Annotated in this window: 11 protein-coding genes (1 of these 11 cut by a window edge); 10 read left to right on the top strand and 1 reads right to left on the bottom strand. The window is 68.5% G+C overall.

Features of this window, described 5'->3' with window-relative positions; genetic code table 11:
* Positions 1 to 751: tetratricopeptide repeat protein (locus KCH87_RS36650; RefSeq protein ID WP_210592176.1), on the top strand; the 751-nt coding region annotated here is incomplete at its 5' end.
* Positions 752 to 783: 32 nt separating this feature from the next.
* On the opposite strand, the gene eccCa is transcribed toward KCH87_RS36650, so the two are convergent.
* Positions 784 to 4,752, bottom strand: coding sequence for a type VII secretion protein EccCa (gene eccCa, locus KCH87_RS36645; RefSeq protein WP_210592184.1), 3,969 nt, complete (start codon positions 4,750 to 4,752; stop codon positions 784 to 786).
* Between the two features lie 202 nt (positions 4,753 to 4,954).
* Here eccCa and eccD point away from each other — a divergent pair, with 202 nt between their 5' ends.
* The 9 genes from eccD to KCH87_RS50230 all read left to right on the top strand — a co-directional run.
* Entirely contained in the window at positions 4,955 to 6,355 is a 1,401-nt protein-coding gene (gene eccD / locus KCH87_RS36640; protein WP_210592175.1) for a type VII secretion integral membrane protein EccD, read from the top strand.
* 16 nt (positions 6,356 to 6,371) lie between these two features.
* The gene (gene eccB / locus KCH87_RS36635; protein WP_210592174.1) at positions 6,372 to 7,844 is read left to right on the top strand and encodes a type VII secretion protein EccB; all 1,473 of its coding nucleotides are present in this window, start codon (positions 6,372 to 6,374) and stop codon (positions 7,842 to 7,844) included.
* A gap of 86 nt (positions 7,845 to 7,930) precedes the next feature.
* On the top strand, positions 7,931 to 8,263 hold the full coding sequence (locus KCH87_RS36630) for a hypothetical protein (protein WP_210592173.1): 333 nt from the start codon (positions 7,931 to 7,933) through the stop codon (positions 8,261 to 8,263).
* A 58-nt stretch (positions 8,264 to 8,321) separates the two neighbouring features.
* Entirely contained in the window at positions 8,322 to 8,645 is a 324-nt protein-coding gene (locus KCH87_RS36625) for a WXG100 family type VII secretion target (RefSeq protein ID WP_210592172.1), read from the top strand.
* 111 nt (positions 8,646 to 8,756) lie between these two features.
* Entirely contained in the window at positions 8,757 to 9,275 is a 519-nt protein-coding gene (locus KCH87_RS36620; RefSeq protein WP_210592171.1) for a type VII secretion system-associated protein, read from the top strand.
* Positions 9,276 to 9,299: 24 nt separating this feature from the next.
* Positions 9,300 to 12,533: an AAWKG family protein gene (locus tag KCH87_RS36615; RefSeq protein ID WP_210592170.1), complete on the top strand. Its 3,234-nt coding sequence runs from the start codon at positions 9,300 to 9,302 to the stop codon at positions 12,531 to 12,533.
* A gap of 43 nt (positions 12,534 to 12,576) precedes the next feature.
* A complete protein-coding gene (locus KCH87_RS36610; protein WP_247197341.1) occupies positions 12,577 to 13,056 on the top strand; it encodes a YbaB/EbfC family nucleoid-associated protein in 480 nt (159 codons plus the stop codon).
* Positions 13,053 to 13,409 (top strand): hypothetical protein, encoded by a 357-nt coding sequence (locus KCH87_RS36605; RefSeq protein ID WP_210592169.1) that lies wholly within the window; start codon positions 13,053 to 13,055, stop codon positions 13,407 to 13,409. The genes KCH87_RS36610 and KCH87_RS36605 overlap by 4 nt, the downstream gene beginning before the upstream one ends.
* A protein-coding gene (locus KCH87_RS50230; RefSeq protein ID WP_210592168.1) for a lonely Cys domain-containing protein crosses the window boundary here: on the top strand, positions 13,410 to 22,174 show its 5' end (the start). 34,948 nt of this gene lie beyond the right edge of the window; 8,765 of the gene's 43,713 nt are visible here — the first part of the coding sequence; the start codon lies at positions 13,410 to 13,412; the stop codon falls past the right edge of the window.

Here is a 22,174-nt window from a genome sequence, read left to right as displayed (position 1 = left end):
GCTGACCTCCTCCCTGTGGGGGTTCTCCTACCTCCGCGGCCATCTGAACGACTGGCTCAACATCGCACGGACCTCTCTCGAGAGCGTCCGCCAGGCCGATGACCGCAGGGGCGCGGCATGGAGTCTCATCGAAGTGGCCGTCGCGCACACGACGATGCGCCGGTTTGACGAGGCCATCGAGAACTACCGGGAGGCGATGGTGCTCTACCAGCAGCTCGGGGACCCCTACGGCAGCGCCCAGGCCGTGAGCGGCCTGGGTGTCGCGTATCTGCAGTCGGGGCAGTTCGACCAGGCCTTCAAGTACCTCAACCGCTCGTTGGCCCTTTCCCGGGCCAACGGCGATGAGTGGGTGGAGGGTATCGCCCTGGCCCAGTTGGGCGAAGCCTGCCATCGGCTGGGCCGCACCGACGAGGCGATCGACTACCTTCGGCACGGGCTGAAGGTCCTGCGGGCCACCGGCTACCGCTGGGTCGAAGGCGTCACCCTCGATGTCCTCGGCGTCGTCCTCCACCAGCGGCTTCGCCATGACGAGTCCATGGAAAGTCTGCACCAGGCGCTGGAGATAATGCGGGAAGTCGGCAACAGCTGGGGCGAAGCCGACGCCCTCGATCACCTCGGCGACGCCCTCTGGGATACGGGCCGGCCATCGGAGGCCCGCACCCGATGGCAGCAGGCGCTGGCGCTCCTCCAGGAGTCCGACCGCCCGGAAGCCGAAGCGGTCCGCGGGAAACTCCGCCGCCCGGACAGTTAGCAACCATGACTCAGCGCGGCGAGTGGTTCACTTCACGGCCGGATTTCTTCGTCCACCAGCGCCGTCTGCACCTGAGTCGCCTTGCGGCGGGCGATGTGCGTGGCGCGCCCTGGCGCCATGGCCCGGCCCTTGACATTGCCGATGAGATAACCCTCGGTCGGCGGACAGGACAGCAGCAGCGCAGGGGTGTTGACCTCCTGGAGGCGCCGCATCAGGAGGTCGTTCAGGCCCCGGCTGGCGCCTGCCGCCGCACGCGCCACGACGAGGTGCAGGCCGACTTCGTAGCCGAGCGTGAGGTGGGGCATCAGAGGCTCGAACGGCGCGATTCCGATGCCCGTGCCCAGCATGTCGTAGTCGTCGACCAGGATGAACAGCCGCGGGCCTGTCCACCAGTCGGCCAGCCGCATCCGGGCCGGGGTGATCTCCGGGCCCGGCAGCCGGGTCTTCACGGCGCGCGCCGCGCCGTCGACCAGGTCCTTGAGCGCGTCGGTGGAGACGGCGTGCCCGAGCCGGTACGCGTCGGGGACCGCCTCGACCAGGTCGCGCCGCAGGTCCACGACCATGATCCGCGCCTCGGCCGGGGTGTAGCGGTCCATGATGGCCTTGGCGGTCAGCCGTAGCAGGTTGGTCTTGCCGCTCTCGGTGTCGCCCACGACGATCAGGTGCGGGTTCTCCGCGAAGTCGTGCCGTACCACGGAGAGTTCGTTCTCCTCCAGACCGAGCGGCATCCGCAGATCGCCGTCCGGCGCCGGCAGCTCGTGGACCGGCAGCTTGGTGGGCAGCATCCGCACTTGCGGGGTCCGGGCGCCCGGCCAGCTATCCTTGACCGCCGACACCAGCCCGGCGACCCCGTCGGCGAGGTCCTCCGTGCTCTCGATGCCGTCGATGCGGGGCAGCGCGCCCAGGTAGTGCAGCTTGCCCTCGCGGGTGAGGCCCCGTCCGGCCAGCCGGGGGACGGTGGCGGCGCGGCGGGAGTCGATCTCGGAGTCCATCGCGTCGCCCATCCGCAGCTCCAGGTGGGTGGCGGCCTGGTCGCGCACGCCGGCGGACAGTTCGACCCAGCGGGCCGTGGTGACGATGAGGTGTACGCCGTAGTTGAGGCCGCGGGCCGCGATGGCGTGGAACGTCTGGATGTAGCGGTCGAAGTCGGCGCGCACGGTGGACCAGCCGTCGATGACGAGGAAGACGTCGCCGTAGTCCTGGTCGGGGAACTCCCCGGCGGCGCGGCGGCGGCGGAACGTCGGCATCGAGTCGATGCCGTGCTCCAGGAAGAACCGCTCCCGGGAGCTGAGCAGCGAGGTGATCTCGGCGATCGTACGGCCCACCCGCTCGGTCTCCAGCCGGGCCGCGACACCGGCCGTGTGCGGTAGCCCGGCAAGCGAGGCCAGTGCGCCCCCGCCGAAGTCGAGGCAGAAGAACGACACCTCGCGCGGGGTGTGGGTCACGGCGAGTGCGGTGAGGATGGTGCGCACCAGGGTGCTCTTGCCGCTCTGCGGGCCGCCCGCGATGGCCACATGGCCGCCTGCCCCGGACAGATCGAGGGTCAGCAGGTCGCGCAGCTGCTCGAAGGGCTTGTCCACGATGCCGATCGGTACGGTCAGCCGGCCGCGGCCCTTCCAGCCGATGGTGGTCAGACCGAGCTCGGGGTCGGGGGTCAGCGGCGGCAGGATCTGGTCCAGGCTGGCCGGCTGGTCCAGCGGCGGCAGCCACACCTGGTGGGCCGGCGGACCTGCGTCGCGCAGCCGGTCGACGGCCACCGACAGCAGGGTGTCCCCGCTCTCCTCGTCCGGCGTCGGCTCGGGCTCCGGCTCGTCGGGCAGCTGGCGCGGCACCACATAGCCGGATGTCCAGGGCACGGTCTGACTGGCCACCCGGGCTTGGTTGGCGCTGGAGCGGCGTTCCTGATAGGGCCCGGAGACGTAGGCGGCACGGAAGCGGGTCAGCGCCTCGACCCCGGACTTGAGATAGCCACTGCCCGGCTGCGGCGGCAGTTGGTAGGCGTCCGGCACCCCGAGCACGCCGCGGCTCTCCATGGCGGAGAAGGTGCGCAGCCCGATCCGGTAGGACAGGTGGCTCTCCAGCTGGTGCATCCGGCCCTCGTCCAGCCGCTGCGAGGCGAGCAGCAGATGGACGCCGAGGCTGCGCCCGAGCCGGCCGATCATCACGAACAGCTCCATGAACTCCCGGTGCGCTGCGAGTAGTTCGCTGAACTCGTCGACGACGACGAACAGGCTGGGCAGCGGCGCCAGCGGAACGCCCGCGGCCCGCGCCTTCTCGTATTCGAGTGCCGAGGTGTAGTTGCCCGCGGCGCGCAGCAGCTCCTGGCGGCGCATCAGTTCGCCGTGCAGCGCGTCCTGCATCCGGCCGACGAGCGCGGCCTCCCCGGCCAGGTTGGTGATGACGGCGGAGGTGTGCGGCAGCTCGTCCAGGCCGAGGAAGGTGGCGCCGCCCTTGAAGTCGACGAGGACAAAGTTGAGGGTCTCGGAGGAGTTGCTGAGCGCCAGCGCGAGGACGAGCGTGCGCAGCAGCTCGCTCTTGCCGGAACCGGTGGCCCCGATGAGCATGCCGTGCGGCCCGGTGCCGCCCTGCGCCGACTCCTTGATGTCCAGCTCCACCGGGGCGCCGTCGCCGCTCACGGCGATCGGCACCCGCAGCCGGGCGCTGCCGGAGCTGCGGTTCCACAGCGTGATCGGGTCATGGTGATGCAGGTCGGAGATGCTGAGCAGCGTGGTCAGCTCCACGTCGCTGGAGAGAGGTGTGGAGCTGTCGACGCCCACGCCCATCCGGTACGGGGCTATCCGCTTGGCCAGTGCGGTGGCGCCGACCGTCCCGAACCGGTCGGGCCGGCCCAGCCGGGTGGTCTGCTCCTTGCGCTCGCGGTCGGTGCGGACGAGCGAGAAGTCGTCCTCGGACACCTCGAAGCGGAGCGTGACCCGGCTGGGCCGCCAGGTCAGCGCCCCGCTCAGATCGATGACCACGGCATTGCGGAATCCGGAGCCGTCCAGCCGGTGCCCGGAGGGTACGCTTCCGCCGTCCACGACGATCACGGTGAACGGCTCCTCACGCCCGGCGACGGCGTCGGGGTCGAAGGGCGGGCGCTCCAGGAACTCCGCGCCGAGCAGGTCCTCCAGCTCGTTGAAGGCGGAGGCGAACATCCGGGCCTGGCCCGCGCCGTCGTTCTCCTGCGGATGCAGGTTGTGCGGCAGCCACTTGGCCCACTCCCACTCCTCGCGCCGCTCGTCGGACACGCACAGCGCCAGCCACAGGTCGTCCGGCGCGTGGAACGTGGCCAGTTGGCCGATCAGGGCCCGGGCCAGCGAGCGCGCCCGGTCCTCGTCGCCGCGCATCAGCACCCGTGCCCAGGCGCGCAGATAGATCGCGATGGGCTGGTCGGGAACGGTCCCGTAGGCGCGGATGAAGCTGCGCAGGGCGTGCGCGGAGAGCGGCTCCAGGTCCTCGACGGGTGTGCTGGACTTCGGCGTCAGCCGCAGGCCCAGTTTCTGGTCCCCCACGGCCACCCGGATCTCCCCGAAGTCCTCGTCCTGGGAGCGGCGTTCCCACAACCGGGTGGTGCCCACCATCGACCACAGCGCCCCGGGTTCGGGATGCCGCCAGGCCAGCGCCTCCTGCTGAGCGGCGACCGCGGTGCGCACCTTGCGGCGGGTCTGGGTGAGATAGCGCAGATAGTCGCGCCGCTCGCCCTTGAGACGCTGCTTGCGCTCGCTGGCCTTCCGCATCATCTGGCCGAGCATCATCGCCGCCGACGCCAGCACCATCATGCCGACCGCGAGATAGAGGAAGTGGCTCCCGGAGCTGCGTGACATGCCGGGACGCATGAACATCAGCATCATCGAGCACGACATCATCGCCATGGGCAGGTAGTTCCATATGGCGGAACTGTCCGGCACGACCTCGGGCAACGTCGGCGGCTCCTGCATGCTCAACTCGCCCTCAGGCATGTCCGGACCGGGGCGGCGGGCCGGCCTGCGGAATAGGACCACACTCACCTGACGGTCTCCTCACGAGCTGTACGAACCACTGCAACGCATTCTGCGGGGGCGGGAGTTGCCTTTGCGTTGCACGCAGCTTGCTTCCGGATTGTTTCCACGTTGTCCGTTCTTGCCCACGGACGTCAGGAGACAGCAGGGTTTGCCTGGAACCAGTCCGACCCCGAACCTGCCCGGAGAAGCGTGAGCCAGCAACATGAGTGACACGCAGACGGCCGGTCTGTGCCGTATGACCGTCCGCGCGCCCAGCAAGAGCATCGATCTCGCGGTTCCCTTTGATGTGCCCGTGGCCGACCTGCTGCCCGCCGTCGTCGGCTACGGCGGCGAGGACCTCGCCGAGACCGGGATCGACCACGGAGGCTGGGTGCTCCAGCGCCTGGGCGCCGAGCCGATGGACGAGGAACGCACCCTCGGCTCCTACGATCTGCGCGACGGCGAGACCCTCTACCTCAGGCCGCGCGTCGAGGCCCTGCCCGAGGTGCACCTCGACGACCTGGTGGACGGCATCTCCACCACCATGGACTCCCGCCCTTACGGCTGGACTCCCGAGGCGAGCCGCCGCCTGCTGCGCGGCGTCGCGGTGGCCGCGCTCGCCGCCGGACTCGTCGTCCTCGCGCTGCCCGGCGGATCGCTGTGGCTGCGCGTGGTATGCGCCGCGGTGGTCGGGTTGCTGTTGGTGGCGGGCGCCGGCTCGGCCAGCCGCGCGGTCGGCGACGCCGGGGCCGGCGCGGCACTGGGCGTCATGGTCGCGCCCTACCTCGCCTTCGCCGGCTGGCTGCTGCCCGGCGGCGAGCTGACGGGGGAGCATGCCCACGAGGTGGTCGGCTCCCGGCTGCTGGCCGCCTGTGCGGCGGGAGCCGGCGGTGCGGTCCTCGTCGTCGCCGTCGTCGCCGCGTACGCGGCGCTCTTCCTCAGCATCGCGGTGGTCGCCGCGTTCGGCGCTCTCGCCGGAGCCCTGATGCTCACCGTCGACCTGGCACTGCACCATGTCGCCGGGGTCGTCGCGCTGGTGGCGGTGATACTCGGCGCGTTCGTCCCCTCGCTGTCCTTCCGGATGTCCGGGCTGCGGATGCCGCCGCTGCCCACCACCCCCCAGCAGCTCCAGGAGGGCATCGAGCCGCACTCGCCCAGCGGCGTCGCGGCCCGTACGGCGCTCGCAGACGGCTGGATGAGCTCGCTGTACGGGGCCGTGGGCGTGGTCTGCGCCGTCTGCCTGTGCGTCCTCGCCCGGTTCGCGAACCTGTCGGGGACGATCCTGGCCCTGGTGCTGTCACTGCTGCTGGTGTTGCACGGCCGCGGCCTCGGCAACGCCTGGCAGCGGCTCTCGCTGATCATCCCGGGGACGCTCGGACCGCTCCTGCTGCTCATTCTTGATGCCGCCTCCTACGAAGCCGACGACCGTCCCCTGGCGGTGGCCGGGTTGCTGGCCGTCACCGCGACCATGGCGATCGCCTCCTGGACAGTGCCCGGTGCCCGGCTCGTGCCGTATTGGGGCCGGGCGGCAGAGATCCTGCACACCCTGTCCGCCGTTGCTCTGCTGCCGCTGGTCCTGTGGGGGCTCGGTGTCTACGGCACCCTGCGCGGGCTGATGGCCTGATGCGGGGGTGTGAGCGGTGAACGACAAACGCGATCAGGTACAGGCGCATATGTTCGTCATGGGGCGGCTGACCTCCGGCATGCTGCGCGCCGACCCCGACGCCCCCGAGAGCCCGCAAGGACGCACCAACCGCGGTATCGCGATCAGCGTGCTCATCGCGCTCATCATCTGCGCGGGCGCCTTCGTCTTCGGTCTGCTCAAGCCCGGCACCAAGGACTCCTGGCGGGACCCGGGCACGCTGGTCGTCAACAAGGACAACGGCGCCCGCTATCTATACCTCGGCGGACGGCTGCGGCCCGTACGGAACTTCACCTCGGCGCGACTGCTCGCCGGCGAGCAGATGAAGGTCATGACGATCGGCGGCAAGTCGCTGGCGGACGCCCCGCGCGGGACACCCGTCGGCATCGTGGGTGCCCCGGACGAGCCGCCCGGCACCGGCGATCTGGCAGCCGGACCGTGGCAGGTCTGCTCGGGCACGACAACTGGCTCGACCGCTACCACCGTGGCCGTCGGCACCGAGGCCGAAGGACCCGGCCTCAAGCAGGGGCAGGGGCTGCTGGTCACGGGCCCCGACAAGAACAACTACCTGGTGTGGCAGGGCCGCAAGCTGCGTATCGACGACGGTTCCAACGCCCAGCAGGCCCTGGGCTACGGCGCCGAGAAGCCGCTGCCGGTTTCGGCGGCGCTGCTCAACTCCCTTCCCGCAGGCCCCGATCTGAGCCCGCCCGAGGTGCGGGATCTGGGCGGGGCCGGACGGGAGCTGGCCGGTCGGCAGGCCCGTATCGGCGAGGTCTTCAAGGTCGCGGCGTCCGGCGCGCAGGCCCGCTTCTATCAGCTGCGCGAGGACGGACTGGCCCCGCTCACTTCGACCGGAGCCGCGCTGGTGCTCGGCGACCCGGAGACCAAGCAGAAGACTTACGCGGGCCGTTCGGTGGCCGCACGCAGTCTGGGCACCGACGTGCTGAGCGAGAATCTCGCCGGCGACTCGAAGCTGCCCGACCTCGCCAAGGAGCTGCCCGAGAAGCCGCCGGAGCCGGTGGACGTCGCGCGCGGGCAGACCCTGTGCGTCGGCATCGAGTCGGCCGCCGACGGCATGCGCGTCGCAGTGACTCTGTCCCAACCCAGGGACCTCGGCCCGACCGCGCAGGCGCCGACCGAGGGGCTGACCCCGGCGTGTGTGACGGTCAACAGGATCGTGGTGCGACCCGGAAGTGGCGCGCTTGTGCACGCTATTGGCGCGAGCGGCAGCGAGGTCGGCAACACGCTGTACCTGGTGACGGACACCGGAATGAAGTACCGGCTGCCGTCCGAGGACGCGCTCAAGGCACTCGGCTACACCGGGGAACGAGCGCGAGGCCTTCCTTCCGCACTGCTGGCCATGCTCCCGACGGGGCCCGACCTGACACAGCAGGCCGCGATCTCCGGACGCGAGGCACCGGCGGCACAGGAGTGCGGGGGAGCACGGGAGCAAGGCCAGGAGGCCGAATGACACAAACGACGGACCTACATCCGCTCGAACCGGTCCTGGCGTCCGTGATTGTCGAGAAAACCGTGTATGTCGAGAAAGGCGATTCCATGAGCCAGATAGCAAAGTCAACAGAGGATGACACGCGGAAGGGCATCAACGCGCTGGAGCAGGCGTTCAGCGCCGTGCAGCGGAGCCGTCAGGACGTCGAGACCACCAAGATGAACACCGGTCTCGGAGGTTCGGTCGGCGGGAAGTACTACGACCTGTTGCAGAAGTGGGACGAGCACGCGGAGACCATCTCCAGGAGCCTCAACAACATGATCGAGGAGCTCAACAACACCCTGCGTGGCTCCGGTCTGACCGAGGGGTCGACGAACGAGAGCGTCAACCAGGAGTACCAGCGCTCCGAGTCCGTCTTCAACGCGCTCAACGGCAACTGACCGTTCGGCACGTCCAGGAAAGTCAACCCCGAGCGAATCGAGGCTTCTCATGGGTTACATGCCCGGCAACTTCGAACACGGCCACATCTTCGTCGACTTCTCCAAGAACGCCAACGTGGCCGAGGACCTGCGGCTGCAGACCAGGAACATCCTGAACTGGCTCCAGCAGCTGGACCAGGAGCTCCAGGTCCTGAAGAACAGTTGGGAGGGCGAGGACAAAGAGGCCTACCAAGAGAAGCAGGATCAGTGGAACGCCTCTGTCCAGGCGATGAACACCCTGCTCGACAACTACAGCGGACTGCTCGACGAGGTCTCGAACGCGTTCCGCGACAACCAGAACAAGTCGGCCCAGGCGTGGCAGGACCTGCGCATCCAGGCTTGACCGGCGCCGACCGAGGAAGTCGACCGCTCACGGGCGGCTGTCCGGCGGGTGCTGACGCCGACGGCCGCCCGTGCGTTCCGTAACACAAGACAGCGAAAATGGAGTTCTGCCATGGCGGAAGGCGACAAGGGCGGAGAGCCGCTCGTCCTCGACAAGGAGTGGTTGAAAAACTTCATCAACGAGGAGATCGGTGAGTTCCAGAAGGGAATCAAGAAGATCTCCTCGGATGCGGACGGAGATTACTCCGACCAGCTTTACGACGGGATTGACTCCGAGGTTTCCGGAGGGAACCGGCCTATACCGAGCGTCAGAAATCTGACGGTCTGTCCGCCATACGTCAGTGACGCTGCAACCTGGCCCCTGACGATAGGGAAGATGGAAGAGAGCATAGGCGCCACCCTGCAGGAGCAGGCCAAGTCCTCGGCGGAATCCCTCAGCTCATTCCTCAAGGACCAGGAGACCCTGTTCAGCGACATCGAGGAAAATCTGCGCGAGGTCCTGCATGAACTGCTCAAAACCGAAGGGGCCAGCCTGGAAAAGGTCGACGGCCAGAAGTTCATGAACCTCATCGAGGATGTCGTGTACGACACGTCCGGCTCCGGTGAGGGAACCGGGAGCGAGAATGCCTGACCCCCTGACCTGGGAGTGACCGTCATGGCTGACGAAGAGCAGGTGCCGCTGGACAAGGACAAGGATTCATGGGGGAGGGCGGTCGGGTACTTCACCGGCTACAAAATGCCGGACATCGGAACGGTCTTCGATGAACTGAAGAGCGACGATGACATCCCCTTGATGACCGTTGAATTCGAGGACGTCAGCCAGGCGACCGACAACCCGCTCGAGGTTTTCTACGACGACGATCTCGACTGGGTGGGCGACAACATGGGGCGCGTCGTCAAAACGGATATCCTGATTCCTTTCTACAAGGAAGAAGGGGGCGCGATCCTAGCCAAAAGAGCCAAGATTAAGATGCTTGGCGACTATGGAGAGGGACTCCCCGAGGGTGCGGGTGGAGGAAAGTTCGGAGATTCGGGTACGTGGAGCACCGAGGCGCTCAACCAGTACGCTTACGGCTCGGGTCATGCGCTCCAAGAATTGCTGAGGAAGTCCACGACGAAGGACTTCGCCTGGGGTGGAGCCGCCGTTCCGGATTCGGATCCCGTAGATTTGAATTCCTTCAGGACTACTGCTCTTGCGTTCGACCGTTTTCAAAGTTTCGCATACAAGCGGAAGGCTGAACTGGAGGAGTGGGAGCAGCTCTTCGGCAAGGTCGAGAATGACAAGTGGAGAGGAACCGCGGCCGGAATCTGGTGGGACCTGGTACACCTGCTGGTTAATCGCTACGAACGTCTCTATGAAGACGTGCAAGGAACTCGCGGGGGCTCGCGGCAGGGCGAGAAGATCCTTGAAGCCGGCGAAGCGCTCCGCCGTGAAGCCCAGAGCATGCTCAACGCGTGGGAACTCTGGAACATGTGGGACAGCAATCCGCTGAGCCATCTGCATTCAATTCTGTGTGAGATCATGTTCCACCTGGGGAGTACGAATCTGTATTCGATATCGGTGCGGAGCAAACAGAGTGACAACAAGGGCAGCAGCTACAGCTATAGCCCAGACGTTGACGAGGTCTACGCCAACCCCGAATTCAGTGACCAGGCCTACGACCTTGCCGGGTATAACTACGGGCCCCTCGACAGTCCGGACACCTGGAAGAAAATCGGCCAAGAGGCGATTTACAAGTGGTGGAACTCTGTCCGGGAGAATCTCGGCACCACTGCAGAGGATTCTCTGCGGAACGTGAAGAACGCGTGGGCGATCGGCGACACCGGGCTTGGAGAAATCCGCCCGCCGCGTGGCGACGACCTCAAGACGTCCTTCCAGGAGGACCTGGCGTACAAGGATAAGAAGGACGCCGAAAAGGCCGAGGAGGAAGCCAGGAAAGAGGCCAAGGAAGAGGCCGCCAAGCAGCGTGAGGAGGAGCGGGAGTACCGCGAGGAGCAGGAAAGGATCCGTAAGGAGCAGGAGGCCAAACAGGACCGGATCCGCGAAGAACAGGAGGCCAAGGCCGACAGGCAGCGTGAGGAGGACCTGAGGCGCCAGGAGGAGCAGGAGGCGAAGCAGGACCGGATCCGCAAGGAGCAGGAGGCGAAGCAGGAGGAGTACCAGAGGGAGCAGGAGCAGGAGCAGAAGGAGCAGGAGGCGAAGCAGGACCGGATCCGCGAAGAGCAGGAGGCGAAGCAGGAGCAGCAGCAGAGGGAGCAGGAGCAGGAGCAGAAGGAGCAGGAGGCGAAGCAGGACCGGATCCGCGAAGAGCAGGAGGCGAAGCAGGAGCAGCAGCAGAAGGAGCAGGAGCAGGAGCAGAAGGAGCAGGAGGCGAAGCAGGACCGGATCCGCGAAGAGCAGGAGGCCAAGCAGGAGGAGCAGCAGCGCAGGCAGGAGCAGATGCAGCTCCAGCAGATGGCCCAGCAGAGGGCCATGCAGGAGCAGCAGCGGAAGGAGCAGGAGAAGAGGGAGCGGGAGCAGGAGGCCGAGCAAGAAGAGCAGGAGAGGGAGCAGGAGCAGGAGCAGAGGGAGCAGGAGCAGGAGCAGAAGGAGCAGGAGGCGAAGCAGGACCGGATCCGCGAAGAGCAGGAGGCCAAGCAGGAGCAGCAGCAGAAGGAGCAGGAGCAGGAGCAGAAGGAGCAGGAGGTGAAGCAGGACCGGATCCGCGAGGAGCAGGAGGCCAAGGCCGACAAGCAGCGTGAGGAGGACCTGAGGCGCCAGGAGGAGCAGGAGGAAAAGCAGGACCGGATTCGCGAAGAACAAGAAGCCGAACAGGAAGAGCTGCGCAAGGAACAGGAGGCCGAGCAGAAAGAGCAGCAGAAGGAGCAGGAGCAGGAGCAGAAGGAGCAGGAGGCGAAGCAGGACCGGATCCGCGAAGAGCAGGAGCACAAGCAGGAGCAGTACCAGCGCAGGCAGGAACAGCAGCAGAGCCAGTACCTGGATGAGCAGCAGCAGCGTCAGAACGAGATCACCGGCCCGGTCAACGGCGACGATTCACTGAGGAACCCCGGCGGCAGCAACTCGTACGTGGACGAGCACGACCGTGTCGTCACCGAGTATCCGGACGGCAGCCGGACCACAGTCGACCCGGAGACCCAGACCGTGACCGTCGCCGAGCCCGACGGCTCGACCTCCTCCGGACCGCTGAACGCGGGCGACGTGTTCACCAACCCCGACGGCAGCGTCTCCCACCTCGACTCGCAGGGCCAGGTGGTGACCGAGTACCCGGACGGAAGCACGACCACGGTGGACCCGAAGACCGGCGCCACCACGATGACCAGCCCGGACGGCACGACGACCACGGGACATCTCAACGGCGGCCAGGGGAACGGCTTCTCGCAGCAGGTCCCCCAGGACGTCGCGGGCGGACCGGGCGAGTTCAGCAGCCAACAGGGCCAGGAGCAGGAGCAGTACGACCCGCAGTCCGAGGGCGGAGACGGGCAGAACAACCTCGGCGGAATCGGCAACACGGGCCAGGGCGGCGGAGGCATGCCGGGCGGTATGCCGATGAGCCCGGGAATGATGGGCGGCCGTGGTGCGGGCGGGGGTGGCGAAGGCGGCCCTTCGGAGCGCACCCGGAACTTCGTCGAAGCCGCAGAAATCTTCAGGCAGCGCCGGCAGGCGGCCAGGAACGGCCGGGCGGCGAACAGGCGCTACGACCACCGCGAGCCCGCGGTCAACACGAGCAGCAACTCCCCCTTCGTCCCGCCGATGGGCGCGGGTGCCGGACAGGGGGACCAGGGACAGCAGACGCAGAGCAGCGACCGCACGCGCGATGTGTGGGCGCCGGAGGAGGAGGACGTGTGGGGCTCGGACGAGGGTGGCGCACCGGCGGTCATCGGGCGATGAACGACGACCGGACGAAGAGAGCGACGAGTGAACGGAGGCCGTGATGGCGGGTCAGACTGAGGAACCAATGCAGGACCGCATGGCCAAGGCGCGGGCCCATCTGGAGGCGACCCAAGCTGCCATTGCCCGTGCCGAGCAGGATCTGATGTCCACCTCGGAGACGGTGCGTTCCAAGGACCGCGCCGTCGAGGTCACCGTCGGGCCGCAGGGCGAACTGACCGGACTGGTCTTTCCTGACAACAAGTTCGCCGGCATGGCAGGGCCGCAGCTCGCGGCCTCGGTGCTGGAGGCCGCCGCCGAGGGCCGCAGGCGGATCGCGGAGCGGGTCATGGAGGCCTTCGAGCCACTGACGCAGCCCAATCCGCACATTCCGGGCTTGTCCGGAGGGGAGATCGACTGGGAGCGGATCTTCGGCTCTGCCCTCTCCGACAGGCCTCGCGCGGGCGGCGGGCGCAGCCGGGGCCAGCTGTGGGACGAGATCCACGAGGACGACACGGACCCGGCTGGGGGAGGCAGGGCATGAGCACGTTCGAAGTCAACACTTCCAAGGCAAAGCAGGCCCTCGACGGCGGGTTCGACAGCGCGAAGAGCACTGCGGAGAATCTCGGCGCGAGGTTCCGTGGTGACCTAGAGGACGTCGAAGGCTGGATGGGGGACGACAAGTACGGCCAAAAGGTGAAACCGCAGTACGACGAGACGAATCGATCCCTGGAGAGCATCAGGACGCTCATCCTTGAGCAATTGGCAACAACGGGCGTCAACCTGACGGAGACCATAGAAAATATCGAGAAGACCAACAACGACGCCAAAGACCTCATCGGCGACGCAGAGCGGAACAGTCCCTTCCAGGACGAATCCGGCGGCGGTAAGCGCTAGATGCTGGAAAAGTACGAGAACTGGCGCTGGACCGATGAAGAGAAGGGCGTGCTCTTCTCCTTTACTGGCGAGATGCCGCCCGATGGCGTGGCGGAGGCGGCGTTCGCCGCCAGGTTGGTGTACGACCACGCGAGGGAGGGGTACACGGAACTTCAGGAGAAGATCCAGGACGCCGTGACCCGGATCGCCGAGGAGCTTCCTGAAGAGGTGGCCGACTCCTTCGAGGAGTCCATGGGCCCACTCACCGGCCGGCGTGGCGGAACGAGCATCTTCGATCAGCTGTACGACGAGCTGATCACGCTCTCGAACAACCAGGTGACCCAGTCCCAGCAGATCCAGCAGGCGGACTGGCAGATGTACGCCGAGGTCGTCAGCTTGATCATCGAGTTGGCGGTGCTCGCCGCGTTGTCGTACTTCACCGGTGGACTGTCCCTGGCCGCGGCGGCGGCGGCCAGGGCGCGCGCCGCGCTCGGGATCACCATGGCGCTCCAGCGGCTGCTGAGCTACGTGCCGGTCATGCCGAGTGGTCTCCAGGCAATCGAGGAGGCGCTCCAGAACTACGCCGTCCAGAAGCTCCAGATGGAGCTCCCCGAGCCTGATCGACGGCTGGACAAGGTCGACTGGAACTCGATCAAGGACGATGCGGTGATCGGCGGCCTGATGGGTGCGTTCACCCACTGGTTCATGGGGCTTGGCGACCTCGTCAAGGACAGCATGTCGAAGATCTTCAAGAAGATCTTCGACACCGACGTTTTCACCAAGATCGACAAAGACCTCGTCAAGACGTTGGGCGAGGACTTCTTCAACGACAAGAAGTGGCTGCACAATCCGGATTTCGACCATCTCGTCAGGAAGCCGGATCCGGTCCCGGAAACCGTCTACGAGGTCGGTCAGATCTTCGTGGCCGAAGGGCTCGGCGAGTCCCTGGCCGAGTACCTCGGTCGGTGGTGGCTGCACGGCGTCCGGGAATGGGATTGGCAGACTTTCGGGGGCGCCGGGCTCAGCAGCGTCGTGCATCACGGCATCGAATCGGGTCTTGCGAAGGGCGTTATCGGGCTGCACCAGAGCGCGTTCCCGAACGGGAACGCCCTCACCAAGTTCTACTACGACAGCTTCCGGCAGAGCGATCTGAACGGCCCGGGCGGCTGGAACGGTTCGGATGCGCCGGGCGGTGCCGGAGGAGGCGTGAACGGGGCTCCCGCCCCCGCGACGGGGCCCAACGACCCCGCGGTCACGCCTCCCCCCGTATCGCCCGACACGCTGCCCACGACCTCGTCCCCGAACAGCGCCTTCAACGGGAACAAGCAGCCGCCGTACTCGATCACCCCGCAGGCCCCTCCGCCGCCGTACTCGCAGGACTCTCCGCCGCCGTACACGCCGCAGGGAGACTTCTCGGACGTAGGACAGCCGGGACAGCCCGGATACACGGCCGACCCGCCCCCGCCCGTGGCGCCGCCCGTGAACAACCCCGTACCGGACTTCGGGACCGTGAGCCGGGTCTCGCCGGGCGAGGTTCCGCAGGTGCCGAACGTCAACCCGCCCCTGGGCAAGGGCGTCGGCGGCACTCCGGGCGGCGTCGACATGTTCAACCCGGAGAGCGAAGTCCTCAACCCCCTGCCGGAGGGCCAGGGCGCCGACGGTGGCCCGCTGTCCCCTCCCGGCGGCGTCGACCCGGAAGCGGCCGACCTGAAGGGCGACAAGAACCTCCTGGACCCCGGCCCCGGGGCCAAGGCTCCGGAAGGCGTGCACGGTGCTCAGCCCCCCGCGCAGGGGCGCGGCGCGGGCCCGGAGGGCCAGCCGTACACGTCCGGCCAAAACCCGGTGCTCGACCCCGAGGAGGAGGGCGCGACCCCTGCGCCGGGCGCCGCACCCCAGGCGCCGGTGGCACCGGGCAGTCAGCCGCCGGCGGGCCAGCAGCCGGGCAGTCATCAGCCGGGGAATCAGCAACCCGGTGGCCAGGGCAACCGCGTCCCAGAACAGCCGCAATCCCCTGTCTCCCGTCCGGAAGCAGAGCAGGACGCACAGCAGGCCCCGCACGCCGACGACATCTCGGAGACGAGCTCTGTCTCGTCCCAGAGCAGTTCCAGCGACCTCGATGACTTCTCGGACACGAGCTCCGTGTCCAGCTTCACCAGCGTCGACAGCTCCGAGATCCCGGGGCCCACGGACGACGCCCAACGCCGGTGGCTCGCCCAGCGGTTGACGGCCGAGGACCTGGGCGGCGACTCTTCGCCGCTCGATCCGGACGAGACGGTAAGCGCCGCCGAACTGGGGGCGGCCGGCTATCCGGAAGAGGAAGTCCTCGCCACCATGGGCGACGGCACGCTGCCCATGCACGCCACGAGCCTGACGCCGCTGGACCAGGCGCGGCTCCTCATGGCCCGGACCGGCCCCTGGAGCGGGCAACTCGAGGCCATCGCAGACCGGGTGGCTCAGCGGATCTGGCAGGAGGCGTACGCGGACTTCGCCGCTTCGGCCCCGGCGGACGCCACCCCCGAGGATCTCGCCCGCACCTGGGCGACCGTCGTCTCGCACCACGGCGGCGAGACCTTCCGCGACGCGGTCCGGCCGGTCGCCGGCAAGCTGCTGACGCACAGCCGGGGCGGGGACTTGACCCCGGATCCAGCCCCGGCCCCGGCGTTCCTCGACACCGTCCGCGCGGACCTGGGCCTGGCCGAGACCGGCGTCGTTCCCCCGGCCCGGATCGCCACCATGTCGTCGGACATCGAGGGCAAGGGCAAGGGGCGCCTCGTGTCGGGCGATCCCGACCGCGCCCCGGACGACACCACCAGCCCCGCTGTACCGCCGCCTGCCCAGGAGTCCTATCCGCCCGTGGAAACGGGCCCGGTCACCTCTGCGCGACAGCGGACTCGGTCGCTGGATCCGCGGCCGGCACCGATGGCGGACGCGGCCCTGCGGGCGATCAAGGTGCCTGCTGCCGCCGGTCCGTCCCGGCGGGTGTTCACACTGCCGGTGGTCGAGGTGTTGGCCGGCGACCCGACGGACGACCTCTCGGCTGCCCCGGCCGACGCGCCGACGAACGCGCCCCCGCCGGGGCCCGTGCCCGCTACCGGGCCTGCGCCCGCGGCCATGCTGACGCCGCAGGCGGCGGCGCGGCACTACGAGGAGATCCTTTCCGGGCTGTACGACCCACGGCCCCCGGGCGCCTCGCAGCCGACCACGGAGCGAGTGGCCCTCCTGGCCTCGCTGGACAGGCTGCGTGCGCAGGTGCCAGCACTGCGGGCCGGGCCGCTCGACATAGTCGCGCTGACCCGCCATGTGCTGATGCTGAAGCCGGGCGAACCGGTGACACCGCAGCATCAACGCGAGTTGCTGCAGGTGGCGATGGACCCGCGGACCCAGGGGGCACGGAAGCTGTCCGTGCTGTCCGCGGTCCATCTGGTGCGCCAGGGGGTGTTCGAGCCCCGGTATCTCCGTGGCACCGCCCAGCGTCCCCGGGGCTGGGACTGGACAGCGCGGCGCGTGCCGGAGGACCTCGATCTGAGCAAGACGGCGACGGAGATCCACCGCGCGGACGGTACGTCGTTCGTCGCGGAGGCCGGTCCCAGCCCGTGGGGCTCGGACGCGTACCTCCTCGCCGCGGACACCGACCAGGGGGGGCAGCGGATCGAGGTGCGTGGCAGTCGCCCGGAGTTCAAGCCGGTCGTGCCCCCCGAGGTGTTCACCGAACTGATGACGTTCGACCCGATGCGGACCCAATTGCCGCCGAAGCTTCCCGTCCTCCTGGCGATGGACGAAGCCATCGCGCGGAACCTCAACGTCCAGGACGGGCTCGTGGGCAAGTACGACCGGGAGGTATGGGCGACGCAAGGTATGAAGGAGTGGGCTGGGTCCGAGCGGTCCGAGCTCAGGCTGAGTGCACAGGAGAAGAAGGGCGTTCGGGGGAGCTGGATACTGCGGGATCCGGCCACGATACGTGCAGCGGCCGAGTTGCTGAGCGGCGACGTGGTCGACTGGAACCAGAAGGAGATCACCTTCCCGCTCGGCGGCCCGGACCACCGCCTCATCGGCTTCATCTCGATAAACCTCGCCGCCGAGCCGGACGGTGGCTGGAAGCGCACTGATAGCTTGCGCCGGGTCGCCGAGGTGAGGTCGTATCTCATCCGCCGCGTGGGCCGGGAGGTCTCGGGTGGCCTGAATCCGGTGCCGTGGGCCGGGGCCGGGGCCGGGCAGCTCCCCGCGATCTTTGCGGGCGTCCACGGTCGGCCGGGGTTCACGTTCTGGTACACCACGGACGGGGTGGAAGAGACCCAAGGCCCCGAGACCGGGCGCAGGATCGCGCGCCAGGTGGCGCTGACCGGGCTGCCCCTGGAGTGCCCCCTGGTGGTGATGAATTGCGGCGCCGCGATGCCCAGGGGATCGGATCACACGTTGCCGAACCCGCCGGCTTCCGGTGCGCGACCGGCCGTGGTCAACCTGCTTGCGGACCGGCCCGAGGCCCAGCACGTCTCCACCAAGAACCGCCGGCAGACGTACGCGGTGTACTACGAGAACCGTCACCTACGCACGGCCAATTCAGAGGAGTTGCTGTTCGGCGTGGCCTCGGACGAGCGTGGTCACGAACTGCACTGGGAGGAGTTCCAGCCCGAGCCGGAGGGCGACGCGCTCGTCAAGCTGGCGCGCGAGGCGGACCTCCACACCGGGCCCGTGTCCGAGGAGACGCTGACCCGGACGCTGGAGCTGGTATACGCCCTGCGACGGGTCTTCGGCGCCTCCGTGGCGAAGAGGGCGGACTACCCGAAGCTGTGGCGCGGCATCGGGGCACTGGAGTCGATGCGCAAGGCCGACCAAGCGCTGGACCGGCCCGGTACGGGCCAGTTCACCATCAAGCTGTTCCAGACCCTCGTGCAGGAACACAACCGCCGCGAACCCGCGCAAGGCGGGCAGGGAACGCAGTCCCTGTCACCGGCCGACCGGTTGCGCGACGGTTACCGGCGCCTGCTCCTGGCCGCGGAGGGCAGGAGCGCCGGACAGAGGAGGAGCCCGCTGACCGGTTGGCTACCACTGCCGCCTGTCACCAGGGCGCTGGCGTGGCTGCACGACTTCCCGGACTCGGAGCGGAAGATCAGGGACGTCCTTGACTTCGACGTCACGACGCCGGTCGGAGAGGACGAGTGGGCACGCACGCTGTGGGCGGAGGTCGAGACCCAGCGGTTGCTCCAACAAGGCGTCGACCGCGGTGCGTTCGCGGCGGAGATGTTGCACCTGTCCAGCCCGGATCCGGGGCGGTGGGACGACGCGGTCGACGCCGTGCGCAGGGCGGTCGCCGCCGGCCGGAACGCCCAGGATGCCAACGAGCTGGCCTCCTACGGCCTGGAGCGGGCCGGAGCGCTGTCCCCGGCCACGCTGCTGCGCGGCCCCGACGGTCAGGTGTGGGGCCGGTCCCCCGGGGACGCGCCGTTCGATCCCGGGAGCTTCGATCCCAGCGTCGTCACGGTGATGGTACTGGCGCCCGACGGCACGTCGTACGTACCCATCAAGACGGAAAGCGCCCCCTGGCACCTGCCGGGTGGACCGCCGCCCTTCGTGTATCTGGTGAACGGCGACCTGAGGCCGTACGAGGAACTCGCCGATCTGGCCTACCGCGACCCGGAGGTACGGAAGCGGCCCGAGACCACCCCGCTGATCGCGGTGAGTCCCGAGGCCATGCCGTCCGGATCCCCATACGATCCCATCAGGGGCAGTCTGCCGGGCGAGTTCGCACGCAACACGGGCAAGAAGACGTGGGCCTCCACGGCGCCGGTCGGGCTGCACCGTGACGAGACGACCGGCATCTACACCGTCGCGGTGTACTTGGAGCCCGGTCAGCAGGCGGCTGTGGCGGACCTGTGGGGGATGGTGACCCCCGACCAGGGCGACCCACCGCGCCCCGCGGCATCAGGAGCTTCACGCGTCGTCCCAGTCCGGGCGCCGGTCGACGCCGCGAGCGCCACATGGGACGATCTCGGGGCCCCTCCCGCGTCCGAAGGGGCGTTCACGTCCACGTTGACCGGGCCCGAGCAGACGTCGGCCGCTCCCCGGAAGGCGGTGCCGACGAGCGCCGCCACGTCGGCGCCGGTGGTGTCGATGGCGCACGGCTCGGTGCCGACCGCGGCGGGGCCGGTGTCCGTCGCGCCGGTCACCGCACCGGACGCGGGCACGGAGGCAGAGGGTCCGGCCCCCGCGCCCGCGAGCACATCCGCGTCGGCGAGGGGGAAGCCGGGGTCGACGGGGCGTCCCCTTCCCGCGACGACCGCATCCGATGCGGAGGCCGTCGCCGGGCCCGCCACCGTCGGCTCCGCCACCGCTTCCGTGCTGCCGGGTACGCCGCCGAGCTGGGGACCGGCGGGGGCGTTGCTGCCCGCGTCGCCGAGCTTCAGGTTCACCGGCGGGGCTTACGAGCTCACCTCCTTCGAGCTCGAGCGGATACCGAAGCTGGTGCGGGAGATCGCGGAGGCCTCCGAGCCGAACGTCCCGGCGGGTGTTCCCGGCCCGCGCCTCTTGGTGACCGGGTATGGAGACGATGGCCACTCCTCCGGTTCGGGCATAGCCGGGCAGCGCGCGAGGGCGGTCGCCCAGGCGCTCCGAGGACACCTCGACGGGTCGGACGTGTTCACGGTCGAGGTGCGCGAGGGGACACGGCCGCAAGGGACTACAGCGTTGGGCGGCCTGGGACGGGTCACGGTCGACATCCAGCTGCGCTCCGACACCGTGGCGGTCGCCCGCCTGGACCAGCTACGGCTGGCCGATCCGGACCTGCAGGAGGGGGCGTTTGATCCGGCCCCCCTGGCCCGTCGGATTCTGCATCTGGAGCCCTCCGCGCCGGTGGACGCGGCGGCGCGTGCCGAGCTGTACGCGGTCGTGGCCGAGGCGAAGGCGGAGGGCCGCGACCGGAGCCTGGCGGCGCTGGCGGCGTTCCACGCAGTCACGCGGGGTGAGGTGCTCTCGCCCCGGTATCTGCTGATCAACACAGATGGGACGGTGGCAGGCCGTACCTGGAGGGGGCTGTTGCAGGGTAGGCACGCGGCGGTCCAGGACATGACCGGAAGTGACGAGGAGTACCTGCTGGACGCGGAGGGTGGCCGGGATCATGCCGTGGCGCCGTGGCCGGACAAGACGACCCGCCGGATTCCGGGTGATGAACTGACCGAAATCCTCGCGATGGACGGGGAGTTGGACAAGCGGGACGACTCGGCGGCGGTGAAGCTGGTTTGGTCGAAGGCGGGGGACGGCGGTTTGGATTTGCCGCGTGGTCTCGCGTTCGGGCTCTCGCGTGAGGTGAGTGCGCACAGCGGCGCCGTGAGACTGGATTTCAACAGCAAGCTGGGGCGGCATGAGCCGAAGGAGGTGCCGGAGCGTCCGGAGGGCGTTTGGATCGTCAGCATGCCGTTCGATCTGGGACCGCAGGGGGCGTGGGCCAAGGCGGGGAACGGGTTCATGGTGATGGCGGACGGCACGAAGCTGATGGACCGGCACCTCAAGAGCACCACCTTCACCGATCCGAGCACCAGGCGGCCCAGGGACCGTGCCGTCCTGAGCGATGATGACCTGGTCAGTCGGCAGGGGCGGTTGGGGGATGTGCAGAACCGGCCCCTGTACGACATCGACCCGGTCACCCATCACATGATCGGGCCTCCCAGGAAGCGCCTGCGGACATGGCGGAACGCATATGTATTCCTATTGCACGCCCTGCCGGGCGCCTACTTCGTGGTGGACATCACAAACCGTTCCAGGGCCACTTCCGGCGAGCAGCTCGGGGGCTATCTGAAGCGCCGTCCCAGTGTGCAGGCGCTCGATAAGAACCACCCGATCGTGATTCCGGGGTGCTGGTCCAACGCGCGCTGGGACGGAAGTCGGCTCGTTAGCCGGCACGATGGCAGGCCCTCGCCGTTCGTCCCCAATCCGCTGCGGCAGAGAACGGAGGCGGAGAAGACCGCCACCGCGGCCGACCACCTTGTAATCGCTTTCGACCGGCCGCAGCTCATGGCGTTCGACGCACGTGGCAGGCCCATAGAAGGCATCGCGACGACCGTCCAAGGTGAGAGCGGGACGGTGCAGGAGTTGTTGCCGGAGCCTGGTCCGGAGGTGCTGCGCCGGTTGGCCGTGACGGCGGGGTTCTCGGACGCGGTGGTGCCGGAGGATGTGCCGGACAGCGACGTGCTGGTGACGCTGGATCTTGTGTGGGCGTTGCGTTACGTCTTCGGCCATCGCATCGAGGCCGACCGGGACGACCCAGACGGGACGTACCAGAAGCTGTGGGCAGGAATCTCGGCGCTGGAGCGGATGCGCCGGGAAGATCCGCTTGCGGAGGCCGGGCCGTTCACGCTGGATCTGCTCGACTTCGTGGTGCGCTCCTTCCTTGAACGGCAGGGGAGGCCGATCCGGGCGGCGGATCCATTCGAGGACGTGGACGAGATGCGGGCCGAGGTGGAGGATGCGCTGGAGGCGGCGCGGGAGCTTCGGGCGAACACCTCCGGACGGGTGTCCCTGCACGACTTCGTGCCCCTCACCACGCTCGATGACGCCGCAGCAAGGTTTTCCGCGCTCTCGGCAGATGCCGTCGAAAGGTTGCTGGATCCGCGGACACAGACCCCGCCGGGGCAGGCGAGGCGGGAGGTGGCGTTCTGGGGGCTGGCCAAGGCGCTGGGTGCCTGGGCGGATTTCACCGATCCGGAGGGCACCGCGGCCCGGATTCTGCACCTGAGCGACGGCGGTCCGGTGACGGACGAGGTCCTGGAGCGGGTGCTGTCGCTGATGTCGGCCGG

Origin of the sequence: Streptomyces sp. GESEQ-35, from assembly GCF_017948485.1 — a bacterium.
GTDB lineage: Bacteria > Actinomycetota > Actinomycetes > Streptomycetales > Streptomycetaceae > Streptomyces.
The sequence above is the reverse complement of the archived record's forward strand: the minus strand, read 5'-3'. Positions and strand labels throughout refer to the sequence as shown.

Bases quoted from the DNA above. Each gene is read 5' to 3' on its own strand.
- eccD (WP_210592175.1), top strand. From the start codon at position 4,955: ATGAGTGACACGCAGACGGCCGGTCTGTGCCGTATGACCGTCCGCGCG.
- KCH87_RS36630 (WP_210592173.1), top strand. From the start codon at position 7,931: ATGAGCCAGATAGCAAAGTCAACAGAGGATGACACGCGGAAGGGCATC.
- KCH87_RS36625 (WP_210592172.1), top strand. From the start codon at position 8,322: ATGCCCGGCAACTTCGAACACGGCCACATCTTCGTCGACTTCTCCAAG.
- KCH87_RS36620 (WP_210592171.1), top strand. From the start codon at position 8,757: ATGGCGGAAGGCGACAAGGGCGGAGAGCCGCTCGTCCTCGACAAGGAG.
- KCH87_RS36615 (WP_210592170.1), top strand. From the start codon at position 9,300: ATGGCTGACGAAGAGCAGGTGCCGCTGGACAAGGACAAGGATTCATGG.
- KCH87_RS36610 (WP_247197341.1), top strand. From the start codon at position 12,577: ATGGCGGGTCAGACTGAGGAACCAATGCAGGACCGCATGGCCAAGGCG.
- KCH87_RS36605 (WP_210592169.1), top strand. From the start codon at position 13,053: ATGAGCACGTTCGAAGTCAACACTTCCAAGGCAAAGCAGGCCCTCGAC.